18 protein-coding genes are annotated in these 16579 nt (G+C 58.9%); 16 read left to right on the forward strand and 2 right to left on the reverse strand.

The features are described from left to right. The first annotated feature begins 35 nt into the window (after window positions 1–35). The 14 genes from ABJT94_RS00950 (at window position 36) to ABJT94_RS01015 (ending at window position 12629) form a co-directional block, all read left to right on the forward strand. Window positions 36–404: a Na+/H+ antiporter subunit G gene (locus ABJT94_RS00950; protein WP_348473769.1), complete on the forward strand. Its 369-nt coding sequence runs from the start codon at window positions 36–38 to the stop codon at window positions 402–404. A 258-nt stretch (window positions 405–662) separates the two neighbouring features. Continuing rightward, window positions 663–1796, forward strand: a complete 1134-nt coding sequence (locus ABJT94_RS00955; RefSeq protein WP_348473771.1) for a hypothetical protein — start codon at window positions 663–665, stop codon at window positions 1794–1796. Continuing rightward, window positions 1793–2425, forward strand: coding sequence for a hypothetical protein (locus tag ABJT94_RS00960; protein WP_348473773.1), 633 nt, complete (start codon window positions 1793–1795; stop codon window positions 2423–2425). The genes ABJT94_RS00955 and ABJT94_RS00960 overlap by 4 nt, the downstream gene beginning before the upstream one ends. A 41-nt stretch (window positions 2426–2466) precedes the next feature. Then, window positions 2467–4257, forward strand: a complete 1791-nt coding sequence (locus tag ABJT94_RS00965; RefSeq protein WP_348473775.1) for a hypothetical protein — start codon at window positions 2467–2469, stop codon at window positions 4255–4257. A gap of 34 nt (window positions 4258–4291) precedes the next feature. Beyond that, a complete protein-coding gene (locus tag ABJT94_RS00970) occupies window positions 4292–4756 on the forward strand; it encodes a hypothetical protein (RefSeq protein ID WP_348473777.1) in 465 nt (154 codons plus the stop codon). 38 nt (window positions 4757–4794) lie between these two features. Then, the gene (locus ABJT94_RS00975; RefSeq protein ID WP_348473778.1) at window positions 4795–5574 is read left to right on the forward strand and encodes a hypothetical protein; all 780 of its coding nucleotides are present in this window, start codon (window positions 4795–4797) and stop codon (window positions 5572–5574) included. Between the two features lie 43 nt (window positions 5575–5617). Then, complete coding sequence (locus ABJT94_RS00980; RefSeq protein WP_213676660.1) at window positions 5618–6184, forward strand: hypothetical protein; 567 nt, start codon at window positions 5618–5620, stop codon at window positions 6182–6184. Between the two features lie 3 nt (window positions 6185–6187). Further along, a complete protein-coding gene (locus ABJT94_RS00985; protein ID WP_348473780.1) occupies window positions 6188–7186 on the forward strand; it encodes a hypothetical protein in 999 nt (332 codons plus the stop codon). 45 nt (window positions 7187–7231) lie between these two features. Continuing rightward, window positions 7232–7873 (forward strand): hypothetical protein, encoded by a 642-nt coding sequence (locus tag ABJT94_RS00990; protein ID WP_348473782.1) that lies wholly within the window; start codon window positions 7232–7234, stop codon window positions 7871–7873. Then, window positions 7873–9072, forward strand: coding sequence for a PASTA domain-containing protein (locus tag ABJT94_RS00995; RefSeq protein ID WP_348473784.1), 1200 nt, complete (start codon window positions 7873–7875; stop codon window positions 9070–9072). The genes ABJT94_RS00990 and ABJT94_RS00995 overlap by 1 nt, the downstream gene beginning before the upstream one ends. 239 nt (window positions 9073–9311) lie before the next feature. Next, entirely contained in the window at window positions 9312–9992 is a 681-nt protein-coding gene (locus ABJT94_RS01000) for a PASTA domain-containing protein (RefSeq protein WP_348473786.1), read from the forward strand. 77 nt (window positions 9993–10069) lie between these two features. Beyond that, complete coding sequence (locus ABJT94_RS01005) at window positions 10070–11077, forward strand: LLM class flavin-dependent oxidoreductase (protein WP_348473788.1); 1008 nt, start codon at window positions 10070–10072, stop codon at window positions 11075–11077. 44 nt (window positions 11078–11121) lie between these two features. Then, window positions 11122–12201, forward strand: coding sequence for an aldehyde reductase (locus tag ABJT94_RS01010; protein WP_348473789.1), 1080 nt, complete (start codon window positions 11122–11124; stop codon window positions 12199–12201). 32 nt (window positions 12202–12233) lie between these two features. Continuing rightward, window positions 12234–12629 carry a hypothetical protein gene (locus ABJT94_RS01015; RefSeq protein WP_348473791.1) on the forward strand — a complete coding sequence of 132 codons (396 nt, stop codon included), beginning with the start codon at window positions 12234–12236 and terminating at the stop codon, window positions 12627–12629. A 2-nt stretch (window positions 12630–12631) separates the two neighbouring features. Here the strand turns inward: ABJT94_RS01015 and ABJT94_RS01020 are convergent, their stop codons facing one another. Further along, window positions 12632–13699 (reverse strand): helix-turn-helix domain-containing protein, encoded by a 1068-nt coding sequence (locus ABJT94_RS01020; RefSeq protein ID WP_348473792.1) that lies wholly within the window; start codon window positions 13697–13699, stop codon window positions 12632–12634. A gap of 102 nt (window positions 13700–13801) precedes the next feature. Between ABJT94_RS01020 and ABJT94_RS01025 the strand changes: the two genes are divergently transcribed. After that, window positions 13802–14761: an alpha/beta fold hydrolase gene (locus ABJT94_RS01025; protein WP_348473794.1), complete on the forward strand. Its 960-nt coding sequence runs from the start codon at window positions 13802–13804 to the stop codon at window positions 14759–14761. Between the two features lie 6 nt (window positions 14762–14767). On the opposite strand, the gene ABJT94_RS01030 is transcribed toward ABJT94_RS01025, so the two are convergent. Beyond that, entirely contained in the window at window positions 14768–15430 is a 663-nt protein-coding gene (locus tag ABJT94_RS01030) for an SDR family oxidoreductase (RefSeq protein ID WP_348473796.1), read from the reverse strand. Window positions 15431–15802: 372 nt separating this feature from the next. Between ABJT94_RS01030 and ABJT94_RS01035 the strand changes: the two genes are divergently transcribed. Further along, window positions 15803–16576: a YiiX/YebB-like N1pC/P60 family cysteine hydrolase gene (locus tag ABJT94_RS01035; protein WP_348473798.1), complete on the forward strand. Its 774-nt coding sequence runs from the start codon at window positions 15803–15805 to the stop codon at window positions 16574–16576. Window positions 16577–16579: the final 3 nt, after the last annotated feature.

The following is a 16579-nucleotide window of genomic DNA, read 5'->3' on the forward strand; positions in this document are numbered from 1 at the left end:
CCGCGCCGCCTGCCGACCATTTGTGGAGTTGTTCAATGAGCCTTTTTGTAGAATGGCTGGTCATAATACTGTTATTGCTGGGTGCCTTTTTTCTGATGGTCGGTTCCATTGGCCTGGCCAAGCTGCCCGACTTTTACACCCGCCTCCATGCGCCCACCAAAGCCTCAACCCTGGGCATCGGTGCGGTGCTGATCGCCTCAACGCTGTTCTTTAGCGTGACCCAGGATGGCATCAGCGTGAAGGAACTGGTGATCACCCTCTTCCTGTTCATCACCGCTCCCATTACCGCTCATATGATGGGCAAGGCAGCGATGCACAAGGAAAAAAACGCCATCGACCGCACCCAGAACCTGCATCTGCAGGAACCCGCCCGCAATCGGCAACCGCCTGAGCAGAGCGAGTGAAGCGGGCCCCCTCCCCATAAAGCGAGCCTACCACCGGTAAAACTGCGCATCTGCTCACAAAATTAGCTTTTTTACCGCCTTCCTGGCCGAAGCCAGTTTGACACCTCCGTCACCCGCTGCTTTTCTTCCGCATGCACTTACGTTGTCGCGATGTTCAGATCGTGAAGTGACTTGGGTGTCCCCGTATCGTGTTGCTGTCTGCGTGGACAAGGAACAGCCACTGGTGCTAAGGCACCAGCTAGGGAACGGGTTAAGCCTATGTCTGTCGCTTCAGCCAACACTGCGCCTCAAACACCGCCTGCTGAAGGCGAGTATAGACTGGTCGTCACCTCTATTGGAACGGCCACGCCGGCATCTGCAAAATCCATCGCACTTGGGCTCGGCGTTTCCGTTCAAAGCGTACTCAATGCCCTCTACCGCGCGCCCTCCATTCTGGTTGACCGGGTGTCGGTCGACATCGCCGAACAAATGCAAATGTTACTGGCCAGCCTCGGCTACGAGACGCGAATTGACGCCTGTGATCAGCCACTGACGCCTGCGGATGGCTATTTCGACATCGCCGCTTATATTACTGACGTTCAGGCTTACGACCGCATCCTTGATGAACTCGCGCGCTTTCTGGGCACGACCGCCGCTGAGACATCACACCTGCTCACCTCGCCGCCCGGCATCATTCTCGGCAATGTCAGCCAGGCTACGCTGTCGGCGCTGCGTGACCGCCTGGGCGATGGCATTGAACTGATCGCCTCGAACCCGAAAACCGCTCGCTACAGTGTCTTTCTGACGGCAGACAGCCCCGAGCAGGCTCAGCGGACCGGTCTGGAACTGCGCCGACGGGGCTACCAGCCTATTGCCGACCAGGGCTGCGTATTGATTGACCTCGACAAAACACAGGCCGATGCACTCTGGTCAGCCTTTCAGAAAGCCAACACCCTGCGGGTGATCAATCAGGATTTTCTGCGCTACGATTTGGTACTGACCGAACCCGGCCAGGGCGCCACCGCCGACGCCTGTGCCGCCCTTGGCGACTTGGCAGGCATCCCTGAACACATTGTTCCGAAACTCTTTGCCAATACCCCCATCACCCTGATCGAAGCACTGCCCAACCAGCACCTCCAGTCCACACTGCTGGCTCTGACGCAGACCGGACTCAGCGTGCGTGCCGACCTGATCAGCTTTATGCCGCTGGGACTGAAAATCACGCACACCCGTGAGCCCCGGCAATTGCAGCGCACGCTGCAGTCTCTGGGCTTGCTCGACGGTGCCCAAACGACCCTGCCTGCACTCCCCTTCCAATTGCCCTACGCCCTGCCTGAGTTGCAGGCTCGGGTGGTACGCAGTGCGTTGGCAGCAACCGGTACAGCAGCAGAACTGGTGGAGATAGCCTCATGACCCAGGCGAGACCAAGACAGTCAGGCAAACCAACCAGCGCCGACGCGCACGCCTACCACCTTGGTGTGGCTGAAGCCGGAAAATGCTGTGCACTCAGGGGCGATCATGACGAAGCCCTGCGTCACTATCGCGAGGCCATCAAGCTCGCGGTGTCGGCCCGGGCGCCCGAAGTGTTTTTCCGGCACTACAGCCAATGCGTACTGGAGAGCCTGGAGCTGACCGGAAGTTATCAGGACGTGCTGGACTACTGCGAAAAGGCCGACGAGTACTATCAGACCCTTCGGCAAGCGCCGGGCAATCAGCGCCAGCTACACGCCCGGGATCACGGCAGCATCCTAGAACGCCAGGGCCTGATCTACGCCAAACTCGGCGATCGCAAAGCGGCCTTTGCCAGCCTGGAAAAAGCCCGTCAGATTGCCGGGCAAAATACCCTGGGGCTGACTGAACAGGTGATTGGCTGGTTGCAGCGCGGCTTGCACCCGGATGCAGCCCGCCTGACCGACGCCCAGCGCAAGCATCACTATTTCAGCGTTCGTACCGACCAGGTCGACGCTCGCCGGGCACGCCCGTTACCGGCAGCGACGAACACCGGTCCGGCGTCGCACCGCACCCGCAGTTCACTGTTATAAACCGCTGATTACTCCGCCTGCAGGCGGCCAGGAGAAAGGCAATGTCAGATTACGATGGACTCACACCCGGCCAGGTACTGGCAGACGCCAGTGTCGCCGAATTCATTAAAACTCTGGGTTTGTCCATTGCGGAGGCGCAACAGGCACTGGATGAAAACTCGGTTGATCAGATCGCCGAATTCATCACCCCCAGGGACGGACTCGGCGGTCGCACCTTGCTCGACCTGGGTCTGTCTCCGGCGTTTTATCATTACCAACACGCCGATATTTCCTGTTCCTTGCAATTGAGTTTGCGCGTTGAAAAAGACCTGAGCGTGGGTTTGAACCTGAACGGCTCATTCAACGACACCCAAACCTCAAACAGCGACCAGTCCGAAAGCAGTGAAAGCACCGAGAGCGGGTCGAGCACGGCTTCGCGTGAGCGCACCGCTGAAATCAGCGTGCAATCATCCAGCACCGGTGCACTGACCCTGGGCGGTCGCCAATTCCAGATCAGCGGTGATGACCCCCTGGCACGCATCCGCGCACTGCAGGACGCAGTTACGTCAGATGCCCAGGCTGGTGTACCGCGGCTGTTGTACGAACACCCCGACCGTACTTTCACCATCAGCACCGATGCCGAACCCGAAAAAGTAGCCACCACCGACCGCACCGTCGCATTTAAGGGCGGGGGCTTCGACCGCTGCGTGATTCAAATCGACGCCAACAGCGCTACCGATTATGAGTTTAATGGCAGTATCACGGTAACCACCTCCGCCCAGGGCGCACTGCAGGCGTACGCCGACCATGTAAAAACCGAAGTGGAAGGCGCGGGCTACACGGCGTCGCTCTATGCGCCCACCGACCCGATCACCACCACCCATTTCAAAACTGGCAAGCACCACCTGGAAACCTTCAGCATCGATGGCACCACGTACAACGACGACATGATTCAGAGCCTTGGTTATCTGGCCCAGTTCGCCAAGGATCATAATTTTGAACTTGAAGTCAAAGGCTTTGCCGACGCTCAGCGGTACCGGAATCAGAGCCCTTCCGAATCAAACCAGAGCAATATCGATCTGGGCAACTGCCGGGCCGATGAAGTCATTCGAATTCTGATGGGCCAGGGGCTGCCCGCAAACCAGGTAAGACGGATAACGTCAGAGGGCTCCGCCGATGCACAGGCCGCCGGTGGTACGCCCGATAACGTGAATTTTCGCAAGGCGGAGATTCGCATTAAAAACCGTTCAGCCTATTACCTGCTGGTACGCTCACCCAACTCAGGTCTGACCATCGAAAACGTCACGCCGGATAAAACCACGCCCGGTACCAGCGGCAACGGGTTCGCCTGGCTGTACCGGCCTCAGGCGCTGTCCCTATCTGGAAAAAAAGTCACCATTGAAGGGACGGATTTTCCCTTCTCCGGCGCATCAGCCGCAGGCCATGCAGCGGGCAGTCCATCAGCCTATGCCGAGAATCTGAAGAACGATATTAACGCCAACGCCAGTGTCGATTTCAGTGCCTCTGCCGAGGCCAATGTAGTGACGGTGTTTGGCAAGAGCACACCCTTCCGGCTGACGCTGGTTTCCTCTGAAGAACGCTCGATACAAATCAGCGGCACCGAGGGTATCACCGTAACCCGGCAGTTCACGCGTACCGAGTCTTCGAGTCTGACGCGGCAAAACACCGGCAATCGCACCGTGGCGGTTGGGGCATCACTGGATGTGCGTTTCTCGCGTCAGTTTGAAATGAACGTCACCGGCAACTCCTCCATTTCGGCGCGACTGGTCTCCATTCCTGCGCCACCGGAGTTTCTGGAAACCATAAAAACCTTTTTGGCACAGAACGATTGAACGGCCATGAAGCAACGACCGAGGAGCATTCATCATGAGTGAGGTACCGGCGGTTACCCGCTCGTTAATGTCGGCCCCGCTGCCGCAGATTATTGAAAAACTGGGGGTTGCCATTGCCCAGGCGCAATTGGCGCTCGATAAAAACTCGATCGAGATTGCCCAGTCGCTGGCCGAGTCGGAAGTCGAGATTGGCGACACCACCTACAACCTGTTATCGCTCGGATTTGTGCCCAGCTTTTATGCGTTTACCGAGGCGACGGTGGAAGCCAAGCTCAGTTTCAGCATGACGGAAAGCACCGAAACCTCGGTAAATGTCGGGGTGCAGGTGGGCGTTCAGTACGGGGTTTTTATGGCAGCGGCGTCGGTCGATGTGGGCTACGCGAGAAAGTTCTCGGTATCGGCCGAAGGCATGTCGTCCTTAGCCGCGCGGCTGGTGTCGTTACCCGCACCGGAAACGTTTTTATTGTTACTGAAACAGCAATATCAGCAAGACATTTGACCAACCGGAACTGAACAGTCAGCCAGAGGAGAACGGCAATGGCAATAGGACAAGAACTGCTGAACGTACCCATGGGCGATATGATCCGGCAAATGGCCTTCGCCATCGCCGACGGTCAGTATCAGCTCGATGAAAACTCGATCAACGTTGCCGAAATGATGGGCGGACTGACGACGGTGTACGACGAGCGAGGCGAGGTCACCTTTGACGACAGCCGGGTATTTTTCGGCTACGAATACATGACCATCAAGGAAGCTCGGGCCTTCGCTTTGACCGACGATGCCCTCTCGGGAACCCTCAGTGACGACGCCATCAAACTGTCGGAGGTGCTTGAACCGCTGACCAAAGACTCTGAAGGCGCCGACCTCGACGACAACACGGAAATTCGGGTACCGGTACGCCACTCGATGATGGAGCTGGGTTTTGTACCCACCTTCTATCAGTTCGTCGATACCATCATTGAAGTCAAGATCGCGATCAAGATTACCCGTGAGCGCGAATACACCCATACCCGTAGCAAGAAGACAACAGACCGCGCCAACGCCTACAAGCGCAAGCGCTCTTTCTGGGGCACGTCCAAGTCATCCGGTTCACAAAGTAATGTATCCACCAGCCAGGTTGATGCTACCTACTCCAGCAAATATTCCTATACCGCCGAGGGTGCGTCCATTCTGCGCACCAAAATTGTTCCGGTGCCACCACCGACCGTACTGGAAGATCGCATTCGTTCCTTTATGGAATCCGAGGAGGCACGGCGCGAAGCCAACCTGGAAGTCCGGCGCCGGGACCTGGGTTTGGACACCGATGACGATGCGTAAATTCCCGCGCACTTTTTGCGGCATACAGGCAGAGGGCTAACCCATGTCCATAGGCACAGAGATGCAAAACACGCCGTTTCCCGAGATGGTGCGAACACTCGGGATCGGCATCGCAGAAGCCCAGTATGAACTCGATCTGGTATCACTCAAGATCGCACGGATGATGGCCGGCTACGCGCCCGACCCGGAACCCGAAGACGGCGAACCCGCTCCCACGCCAACCACACCACCGGAGCGCAACATGCTGGTGAAGCTGGGCGATGGCAACGAGTACTCCCTGCTGGAGCTCGGTTTCGTGCCCACTTTCTATCAGTTCGTCGACACCCTGATCGAACTGAAGCTGTCGATTTCGATGTCGCGCGAAACCAACTTCAAGCGCTCGTCCACCAATGTGAATGCATCGGTCAGCGGCAAGGTCGGGTTTTTTTCGGCCTCCGCCAAAATGAGCGTCAGTTCGGTGTCGGCCAGTTATTCCTCCAAATATCAGTACTCGGCAGAGGGCTCCTCGCTGATGCGCACCAAGCTGGTACCGGTTCCGGCCCCGGCGATACTGGAAGAGCGCATCCGTTCAATGATTGCCAGTACCCTGACCGACGCCGACGATGAGTGAACCATGACCCGACGGACCTGGCGCGACCTGGATCAGGATTCAAACGAGCATTCAGCATCGTCCGCTGGGCCGTCCGCCCCGGCCGCTGTGACAGGCTCCCGCGGGGCGTCTGACCTGGCAGAGGCCGCCCGGCTGGCCCCGAACAGTCAACTCAACCAGCTGTTGACCCGGCGCAATGAGCTGGAATCCAAACTGCGCGGCCTGACCGGCAATTCGCAACAGGACCCGGCCATCAGCCAGCGTTTTCCGGTGGCCAGCTTTGCCGAACGGCGCCAGCAAGAGCAGGAATGGGCTGCGCAACGGGCTGCCGCCCGGCAACGGCAGCAACAGCAACAGGGGAATGGGCCAGCGCCGTTGGGCACACCTCGTGGCGGTCTTCCTGCGTCGCCACTCGAAGGCCGTATGGATGCCGGGCTGCCGGATCGCAGCGCCCTGAGTGAGGGGCCAGACAATCGCTTTGTCACGGCCAGCCGTCAGGCTCGCTCTGGCTTGCGTCGCATTGGCGAGGCACTGACGCCACTCCAATCGGTCAGCCAACCGGTGCGAGACGCCCGGCAGTCGGTCGACGGCGCCCGCGATCAACTGCGCGATCTCGACCAGCAACTGGCCAGCGAAGGGGTCTCCGAAGCAGACCGGGCCGAGCTGCGCAAAACCCTGCAAGGCGACCGGCTCGACAAGACCAGCGCCGTTTTAAACCGCGCCCAGTCCGCACTCGATGCGCCTCAGCGAGCCGTCGAGCGCATTGAATCCGGATGGCAAGCCCGTGAACAACGCCTGACTGGCGCCATGGACCGGTTTTCCAGCTACGCCGATCGTCGCGAACAGCGCCTGTCGCTCGACAGCGGCGGCTCCGGAGACCTGTTCGCTCGCATGCAGGCGAACCGACAACGCGCCCTGGAACGACGGCGTGAACGACAACAGGCGGAACAACGCGATCAACAGCGCCGGGAGCGGGCGCTGGCCAAACAACGCAAACGATCACGGGAACAGGACAGTGCCTGATACACCCCAGACGTCAACGTAACGGGCATTAATCGAGGTAGTTGAATGAGCGAAGGAAAATTCATTGCAGACACGCTGGAAAGCGTACTGGTCGGCATTGCCGAAAGTCTGCGCGAAGCCCAGGAAGAACTGAACAGCATAGCGCCACTCGACGGTTATGGACGGCCTGCCCCCCAATACCGCATACCGCATCTGGATTTCGAAGTGGGCTTTCAGCTCAAATCCGAAACCCGATCCGGCGGGGGCGTTCGCTACCTGTTTGCCCCCGTTAAGAGTGGCGAGGCGTCCAAAGAAGTGACCAGCCGGATAACCGGCCGCTTTGTGGCCGTGCCCCCGGGTGAAGGGATGCCGGTGCCACAGCTGGCCGCCGACATTACCTCAGCGGGCAATCGCCGCACCGTGACATTCACGGCCACCACCAGTGCCGGTGAGGTGTTGACCGGTGCTGACATAGAACTGAACCTCGACCAAGAGGCCTCAGTGGGTTTATCCAAAGCCGCCGGTGTCAGCTCACCCCGGCTAACAGCTGTGACGCTGAGCAGTGCCGTGGTAAAGACCGATGAGTCAGGCATGGCCGTCACGGAAGTACAGCTCGGCGGTTCCCTGCAAACGGCCGCCAGGGTAGTGCTGGTCGCAGAGCTTGGCTTTGAAACCCTGCGTCTGGTCATCGGCAAGGAGGTCAGCTGATGGGCAAAGTCATCGCCACCGTTCACTTGCTGACCGATGAAGGCAAAGTTGCCGAAGGCCATACCCTGAGCCTGGAAGCCTACCAGTTGAAAAACCGGCGCTGGCAAGCCGTTGCCAGAAGCAAAACAGACGCCGAAGGCAAGGCCACGCTGACCACCAACAACAGTGCAGTCAGTGACACCATGGCCCCCGCCCTACGACTGACGGAAGCCGGTACACCGGCACCGCGTGTCCTCGCCCACGGCGGGCTGATGCAATATGACGCCCGTCAGCAAACCCTGTTTCTCGATTTTGGAAAAATCGAGCGCCTGGAAGAAACCGCACACCGGTTGCAGCACGTCGACAGTCGCTTCGCCCGCACCAATGAATCGGTCGCCGGGGCACCGGTCGCGCCGCAGATTTCAACGCTGGCCGTCAACCGCCTGGTGATGGCTAACCCGACCCTGACCGCCAATCTGACCCGGGTCGACGTGGCCAGCGAAAGAATAAAACCAACGACCGAAGCCACCGGCGTGAAGCTGGACCCGGCCGTCACCGCCACCCTGTTGAACACCAAAGAACTCGATACGCTCAAAGCCCGGGAAGTGCAATTGAACGCCCAGCTACTCGATAAAAGTCGTGAATTCACGCTGACCGCCGAGCAACTCTCAACCGCCAAAAGCCGCATCAGCACCCTGGAAACCGACCTGTCGCAAACCGCGACCGAAAAGGAAGTGCTGGCCGCAAAAGTGAAACAACTGGAATCCAACACCCGTCAACCCGCCGCGATTGAAACCGTGTTGGTAGGTCTGGGCTCCAAGGTGAGCAGCTCCAATACCCGCATGAAAGCCGAGGCACTGCCTTACCGGCTAGGGAACGTGAAAATCGATTTGCGCGGGTCCATGTCGGACGACGGGAGTTCCATCGTCATGGGCGAAGCCGGAGGCGGCTTCAGCACCGAGCTGATCAGTGAGTCAGCCGATACCGGCGAAACCAGAACGTCGGTCCCGGACATCATCGGCCTGACAGAAAGCGCCGCACGCCGGGTATTGCGATCGGTCGGGTTGCGCATGGCCAGCGCCCACCAGCAACTTGCCGAGGGGGCGGGTGTACCCGGCCAGGCACTCAGTCAGCACCCGGCCCCCAGCAGCGAAGCGGAGCACGGCAGCTCGGTCATGGTGGTATTTGGTGAACGCAAACAAGCAGCTTCGCCGAAGTGATCCCGATACACAGGCCTTTCCTGTGATTCGGACTTTGCCACCAACTGAGTGTCAGGTGCCGGGTATGCCTATCTGGGGAAGTCTAAGGCATGGATGCCGAAGTCTAGGCCCCATGGATGGGTTCATGCCGCCCCCAGATAGGCATACCCGGTGCCTGACACGGATTTCTGGCACCAAGTCAAACCCGAACTCCGAAACTTGAGCTACTACCTTGAATCATTAACAACAGGAGCATGTCCATGAAAAATTTGCGTTCTCTGGTACAGGATGTTGTGGCGTCTCCACTCGGCGATGTTATTGCCTCGGTTGGCGAAGGCGTCGCGAGCGCGCAACAGGCTCTCGACGACGGATCGCTGGCCGCCGTGCTTGATCTTTACGCCGAAAATGATGACGTTAAAATGAAGCTGTTACAGGACATCGGTTATCGGCCCACCTTTTACGCCCTGCCAGACACGACCGGTGAAGTTAGGGTGGCCTTGCGCCTGGGTCAGGGCGCGGCCGGGGCCTCACAGGCCACCGCCGTGAAAAAATCAGCGGTACCGGCGGTTCGGGCGGCGCTTGGGCGGCAGGGGCTGAACACCAGCCGGAAGCTCTACGCCTCGCCGGTCGATGCCGGTTACACTAACCAATACGGGTTCAGTGCCGACGTCAGTGCCAAACTGACCTTTCGCATCGTGCCCATTCCACCGCCGGACGGCGTCGACGAACTGCGCCTGGTGCCGAACCTGGTCACTGACCGGGAAGGCAAGCCGCGCAGCCTGGCCGATGCCCGCGCGGTGCTCGAACAACTGGGCTTAAGGGCTGCGCTGGCTGATGATGAACAGGATGCCAATGACACCTCGCTGATCGCCAGCCAAGACCCCACACCCGACAGCATCGCCCGTGCCGGAGATGAGATCCTGCTTACACTGGCACCGTGACTATCGACACCTTGTGACTGGCGGGATGCCCCTCATGTTGTGGGCATCATTCACTGAATTCGCTCTTGGAGACCCCAGTGACCGCCTATTCAATTCTCGATTTATCCCCCGTTAACCAGGGTAGCAGCGCCCGAGAAGCCCTGCATCGCTCCAGGGCGCTGGCACAGCACGCTGAAAAAGCGGGTTACACCCGCTTCTGGATGGCCGAACACCACAACATGCCCGGCATTGCCAGTGCCGCTACCTCGGTCGCCCTGGGTTTTGTCGCCGAAGGCACCGAACGCATTCGCATCGGGGCCGGCGGCGTGATGCTGCCCAACCATGCACCGCTGACCATCGCCGAACAGTTCGGCACCCTGGCGGCGCTATATCCGGACCGGGTGGACCTCGGCCTCGGCCGCGCGCCCGGCACCGATGGCGCCACCATGCGGGCACTGCGCCGTAACCCGATGAACGCCGCCGATACCTTTCCAGACGATGTGCAGGAACTGCTGCACTACTTTGAACCGGTACAGCCAGGCCAGACGGTGCAGGCTGTGCCCGGCGCCGGCTTGAAAGTGCCAGTCTGGTTGCTCGGCTCCAGCCTCTACAGTGCCCAGCTTGCCGCCGCGCTCGGCCTGCCGTTCGCCTTCGCCTCACACTTTGCGCCCGATCATCTCGATCAGGCCCTGGCTATTTACCGCGAACGCTTCAAGCCTTCCGAGTATCTGGATGCTCCCTACGCCATGGCGGCCGTGAATGTGTTTGCGGCCGACACTGAGCATCAGGCCCGGGTACTGAAAACTTCAGTGGAACAGCAATTCATGGCGCTGCGTCGGGGCACACCGGGCCCATTGAAACCCCCGGTCGAACCGGATCAGGTCGGCAGCCCAATAGAGCGCGCCCAGGTAGATCACGCTCTGGCGGAATCAGCCGTGGGCACGCCCGGCCAGGTGGAAGCATGGTTACGGCGCTTCATTGATCGGACAGACGTCGACGAAATCATCTTTACCGGACAGATGTTCGACGACAAGGCCCGGTTCAAATCGTTCGACATAGCGGCCGATGCGATGCGAGCCATCGCTGCCAGCCAGGTGGCCGTATAACCCCAGGCCACTAATCTCCCAATGACGTAACAGGAAGCCAAACTATGACCGATGCCCTAACGATAGACCCGAACCAGTCCGTACTGGTGACCGGCGCCACCGGCTACGTCGCCGGCTGGATTGTGAAAAACCTGCTCGACGCTGGCGTCACTGTGCACGCCGCCGTGCGCGACCCCGACAACGCCGACAAGGTCGCACACCTCAAACAACTGGAGCAGGAAGCCCCGGGCACGTTGAAACTGTTCAAAGCCGATCTGCTCGACCCGGGCTCCTATACCGAGGCCATGACAGGGTGCTCTGTCGTGTTCCATACCGCCTCGCCGTTTATTCTTTCGTTCGATGATGCGCAAAAAGACCTGATTGAGCCGGCCCGTCAGGGCACCCTGAACGTGCTCGACAGCGTGAATAAAACCGAAACCGTCAAACGCGTCGTACTGACTAGCAGCTGCGCAGCCATCTATGGCGACAACATCGACCTGGAGACCTCGGGCAAGCCGGCGCTGGATGAAACCGACTGGAACCGGACATCGTCACTGACCCACCAGCCGTACTCCTATTCCAAGACCCTGGCCGAACAAGCCGCCTGGGGAACCGTGGAAAAACAGTCGCGCTGGGATCTGGTCACCATCAACCCCTCCCTGGTACTGGGGCCGGGCATCAACCCGCGCAGTACTTCGGCCTCGCTCGGCATGTTCAAACAATTTGCCAGTGGTCAACTCAAGGCGGGCGTTCCGGCCTTCTACATTGCCGCTGTCGATGTGCGTGACGTGGCCGATGCACACATCAAAGCCGCCTTCACACCGCAGGCTAAAGGCCGCTACATTGTTTCCGGTCACGACAGCAGCTTTATCGAATTTGCGCAGATCATGCGCAAAGAATTTGGCGAAGGGTACGACTTTCCGAAGCGCATTCTGCCCAAACCATTGGTCTGGCTGGTCGGGCCACTGGCCGACAAGGCCATGACCCGGGCCATGGTCAGTCGCAACGTCGGGCACCCGATCCGGTTTGATCACAGCAAGAGTGAGCGTGAGCTGGGAGTCCGGTACCGGCCGCTGCGGGATTCAATCGCCGATTTCTTTAATCAGCTGCTGGAAACCGGCCAGATCCCCAAGGCCAACAGCTAACCTGACACGCTAGGCGCGAGTGGGAGGGTACTATGAAAAGTTTTCTGACCCTGGGATTCACGGCGCTGGTGACTTTGTTCGCCGCCAGCCTGGCGTTCAGTGAAACAGACGCTGAACAACGCCACCCGGACGTGATCGACGTCAGTGTCAGCGCCACGGGTGACAACCGTTTCACCTTTCAGGTAACGCTGTCGTCACCCTACGACACACCCCAGCGATACGCCGATGCCTTCAGGGTAATGACCGACGAGGGTGACACCCTGGGGGTGCGTGAATTGCTGCACGACCACGCCAGTGAACAGCCGTTCACCCGAAGCCTCTCCGGGGTATCCATCGCGCCCGGCATTAACCGGGTGATCGTTCAGGGACGCGACCAGGAATTTGGCTACGGCGGCCAGACCATGACGGTCTCACTACCCGGTCGTTGACTTCATGACAATGCCTGAACGTCGGCGACATGGGTCGAAGCCGGGGCTGGCTGACTGCCGGGCTGAAACCCGAACTGATCACGGTATTTCTCCATGGTCATGCCCAGCTCGCGCTTGAACAGCCGGCGAAAATTGCTTTCGTCCTGGTAGCCGACATCGAACGCGATGCGGGCCGAGGTAAGTCGACTGTTTTCCAGTAACTGACAGGCGCGCTTCAAGCGCTCTTTCTGCAAATACTTCAGGGGCGACACACCCGTCGCCTGCTGAAACCGCCGTTTGAACTGCCGGCTACTGATATTCAGTTGCTGCGCCGCCAACTCCATATTGACCGGGTCATGCAGGGACTCCCGAAACCGTGCCTGCGCCAGACGCACCAGGTCATCGTTATGCGGTTTATCATCATCCGTAGCACTGAAGGCCGTCGGTGGCGTCGGGAAACGATCAACCTGCATCATTTTGGCCCCTGTCAGCGCCAGGTCCCGGCTGCCGACTTTTTCCGCCAGGTGCAACACCAACTGATAGGTGGTTTGAGCACCGCCCGTCGTGCAGACGATGCGCCCGTAATCCGCCAACACAGAGCGCGTATCGACTCTGACCCGGGGGAACAGCTGGCGGAAATTCAACTCACTGCGCCAGTGCATCAGCGCCGGGCAATGGTCAAACAAGCCGGCGGCTGCCAGTAAAAACGAGCCGGTACAGCAACTGGCAACCCGGCCTCCCCGCTGATAGTGATCGGCGACCACATCGACCATCGGCTGCAACCGAGCCAGGGCATCCACGATTTTGGACTGACGGGAGATGGCGTCGTAAATGGACGGCACCACCCATAGCTGCTCGTCCAGCGGTGTTCGGGTATCGGCAAAGGCCTGGTGTATCGAACAATCGGGCATCAGCGTCATGCCGTTGAAGGGCGTTACCGCCTTGCCATCCATCGAGGCGGTTACCCATTCGAACAAAGGCCGTTCGCCCCCGGCCTTCAGGTGGCAGTAGTTGAGCGTGATCAACCCATCGATCAGGCTCATGGCCATTGAGCCTACACAGCGGTCGGTCAACAGAATCACAACCTTCATGATTTTGTCCATTTTCGCCAGTATTAGGGCAAATATGACACTTATGCACGGGGGTCGCAAGGCGCACACTCGCTGAACACTCACCCCGTCAGGAGACCCATCATGACGCTGCGACCCGAGCTGTCACAACCGGCCGAGCCCTATTCACCCCCGACAAAAACCGTGCCTCAGCATGCCGAACCTGGTCGAGTACCCGCCAGCTACCGGGCCCTGGCTGCAGGCTTGAACCTGATTGGCCAGGTATCGCCCGACCTGTCAGCCCGCCTGCTTCAGGCCTTGTGGTTTCGTCCGGTCCATGGTCGGCCTGGCAAGCGCACTCAGGCGTTCTGGCAGTCTGCCGATCGGCGCCACCCGCTAATTACGGACACCGACGGCGTCGACCTTCATTTTTGGGGTAAGCGGGATGCACCCATGATACTGGGGGTTCACGGCTGGCGCGGCACCGGTGCTCAATTCCGCTACCTGGTACCCGGCCTGATTGAGGCCGGTTATCAGGTCTGTCTGTTCGACATGCCGGCCCACGGCATGAACCGGACGCGTTTTACCCACGTCTTCGAATTCATGCAGGTACTGTTGTCCATTCAGGCCGAGCTCGGCCAACCCGCCGGGGTCATTGCACACTCACTCGGTTGCCAGGCGGTGATACAGGCAGTCTCCAAGGGGTTCAAGCCCGGCCATCTGGCATTCATTGCGCCCGGTTTTAACATGGACGCCATGCTCGACCGGTTCAGCCAGTCAGTTGGGCTGAGCGCCACAGTGCATCAGCGCTTCAAAGCCCGGCTAGGCACCCAGTCGATCTCGATCAGTGAAGCCTGGGTGGGAACGCGCGAAACGCTCTACCAGCGATTATCACATCAGGTCGTTCGCCAGCACCTGAACCATCCCGGACTGCTTGTTGCCGATGATCAGGATGAAGAAATTCTCTGGCAAGATTTCGAAACAATTACCGACTACTGGCCCCAGGCCGAGACCAGTTTCAGTTCCGGGCTAGGTCACTACCGGATTCTAAAAGATGAAACGGTTCAGCACCGGGTCGCCGCTTACTTCAGCCGCCATCGATAGCGACTGTTACCAGGGCAAGGCATCACCATTGCTGTGCCAGAACGACCCGGTATTGTCCAGTGTGAGGCCGTCTATGCGCGCAGCCAGCCCGGTAGCAGCTTCTTCGGGCGAGATCATACCGCCAAAGTTTACCATCCGGGTTTTCACGTAACCGGGGTGCAACAAAGCTACCGCTATGCCTTTGGGTTTAAGGTCTACAGCAAGCGATTTGCCAAAGGCGTTCAGCGCGGCTTTCGACGCCCGATAGCCATAACGACCGCCGGAGTCGTTGTCAGCGATGGAGCCCATGCGGCTGGTGATAAAGGCCACTTTGCCACCGGCTTCCATGTTCGGCAGCAACGCCTCGGTCACTCGCAACGGAGCGTAGGCGTTGATCTCCATCTGGCTTCGAATGGAATCCAGATCAATGGAACCGAGTTGCTCATCCTGCAACAAGCCAGCGTTGTTGATCAGCAAGTTGATGGGTTCACCGGCAACAGCCGACACCAGCGTCTCGATACTCTGTTCCTCGGTAACGTCAATGCCTTGCACAACCTTCTTCGCCAAGGCATCCAGTTCCGGGGATGACTGACGACACACACCAATGACCTGCCAGCCATTGCCGACATAATGACGCGCCAGTTCCAGACCAATACCGCGATTCGCGCCGGTTATAAGTACCTGTTTCATCCCAGGGCTCCTTTTCCGAATAAGTGAAGCACCCCAACCTAACCGATGAGCGTCCCAGTTGCCAGTAGGGTAGCAGTGTCAGACAATCAGCAAGCTAGCCAAACTGGCCAAAGCCAATCCGTAAATATTTTGGCACCCGCGGAACCTAACTTGAATCGTTCAGAAGGTGCCTAGCCGACGGTTGAAATTTATAGAATTTCCGCAGTTTGCCGAAGATCAAAATGTTATAAGTAAACAATGAGTGGGCCACAGCCAGACGGTAGTGCTGTTAACACCTACTCTTGGGCGGCTTTCTGGACAGTTACCCAGGCTGATCGCGTTGACCCACTGCAACCGGCACCGGCTGGTAATGCCACCTTGCGGAAAGTAGTTATGATGCAATCGATTGGCCGCATGATGGCCTCTTATCTCAGTCGCAGTAACCCCAAAAATCAATCGGTGGAGACCAGTTCTCTGGTATCCGTACTGCCCACCCTGAAGCGGGCCGATGTGCTGCTGGTTGAAGGCAACAGCAAGATTAGTCAGGGCATCAAATACCTGACACAGTCAACTTGGTCGCACGCAGCGCTCTACATTGGTGAAGCCTTGTTGCCCGAAAGCGAGGGCATACCAACAGCCGCGTTAATCGAAGCCGATGTGCACGACGGTGTGCGGCTGGTTCCGGTTAGCCGTTATGCCAGTTTCCATACCCGAATCTGCCGGCCTGTGGGGCTCAGTGACGACGATATTGATCGGGTAATCGCGCACGCCATGCAGCACCTCGGCCACCAGTATGACTTGAAGAACATTATCGATCTGGTTCGCTACCTCTTGCCTACGCCACCGGTGCCACAACACTGGCGCCGTCGCATGATCGCACTGGGCAGTGGTGACCCGACCCGCGCCATCTGTTCTTCTCTCATTGCCAAAGCCTTCCAGCATGTTCACTACCCCATCCTGCCAGACATAGAACACATTGACCGTCAGGAACCGGGGTGCATTCGCTGCCGCGACGAAATACTGCATATTCGCCACCACAGCCTGTTTACCCCGCGGGATTTTGATGTGTCGCCCTTTTTCCAGATCATCAAACCCCGCATTGCCGCCGGCTTTGATCCGTACCGGGTTACCTGGTCTCGTGAACCTTTGGCACCGCCCCTTGAATAAGAG

This window comes from Saccharospirillum sp. (assembly GCF_039982735.1).
Lineage (GTDB): Bacteria > Pseudomonadota > Gammaproteobacteria > Pseudomonadales > Natronospirillaceae > Saccharospirillum.

Coding starts and splice junctions, on each gene's coding strand:
- ABJT94_RS00985 (WP_348473780.1), top strand. CDS start 6,188: ATGACCCGACGGACCTGGCGCGACCTGGATCAGGATTCAAACGAGCAT.
- ABJT94_RS01015 (WP_348473791.1), top strand. CDS start 12,234: ATGAAAAGTTTTCTGACCCTGGGATTCACGGCGCTGGTGACTTTGTTC.
- ABJT94_RS01000 (WP_348473786.1), top strand. CDS start 9,312: ATGAAAAATTTGCGTTCTCTGGTACAGGATGTTGTGGCGTCTCCACTC.
- ABJT94_RS00950 (WP_348473769.1), top strand. CDS start 36: ATGAGCCTTTTTGTAGAATGGCTGGTCATAATACTGTTATTGCTGGGT.
- ABJT94_RS00965 (WP_348473775.1), top strand. CDS start 2,467: ATGTCAGATTACGATGGACTCACACCCGGCCAGGTACTGGCAGACGCC.
- ABJT94_RS01020 (WP_348473792.1), bottom strand. CDS start 13,699: ATGAAGGTTGTGATTCTGTTGACCGACCGCTGTGTAGGCTCAATGGCC.
- ABJT94_RS01025 (WP_348473794.1), top strand. CDS start 13,802: ATGACGCTGCGACCCGAGCTGTCACAACCGGCCGAGCCCTATTCACCC.
- ABJT94_RS00960 (WP_348473773.1), top strand. CDS start 1,793: ATGACCCAGGCGAGACCAAGACAGTCAGGCAAACCAACCAGCGCCGAC.
- ABJT94_RS01035 (WP_348473798.1), top strand. CDS start 15,803: ATGATGCAATCGATTGGCCGCATGATGGCCTCTTATCTCAGTCGCAGT.
- ABJT94_RS00995 (WP_348473784.1), top strand. CDS start 7,873: ATGGGCAAAGTCATCGCCACCGTTCACTTGCTGACCGATGAAGGCAAA.
- ABJT94_RS01010 (WP_348473789.1), top strand. CDS start 11,122: ATGACCGATGCCCTAACGATAGACCCGAACCAGTCCGTACTGGTGACC.
- ABJT94_RS00955 (WP_348473771.1), top strand. CDS start 663: ATGTCTGTCGCTTCAGCCAACACTGCGCCTCAAACACCGCCTGCTGAA.
- ABJT94_RS00980 (WP_213676660.1), top strand. CDS start 5,618: ATGTCCATAGGCACAGAGATGCAAAACACGCCGTTTCCCGAGATGGTG.
- ABJT94_RS00990 (WP_348473782.1), top strand. CDS start 7,232: ATGAGCGAAGGAAAATTCATTGCAGACACGCTGGAAAGCGTACTGGTC.
- ABJT94_RS00970 (WP_348473777.1), top strand. CDS start 4,292: ATGAGTGAGGTACCGGCGGTTACCCGCTCGTTAATGTCGGCCCCGCTG.
- ABJT94_RS01030 (WP_348473796.1), bottom strand. CDS start 15,430: ATGAAACAGGTACTTATAACCGGCGCGAATCGCGGTATTGGTCTGGAA.
- ABJT94_RS00975 (WP_348473778.1), top strand. CDS start 4,795: ATGGCAATAGGACAAGAACTGCTGAACGTACCCATGGGCGATATGATC.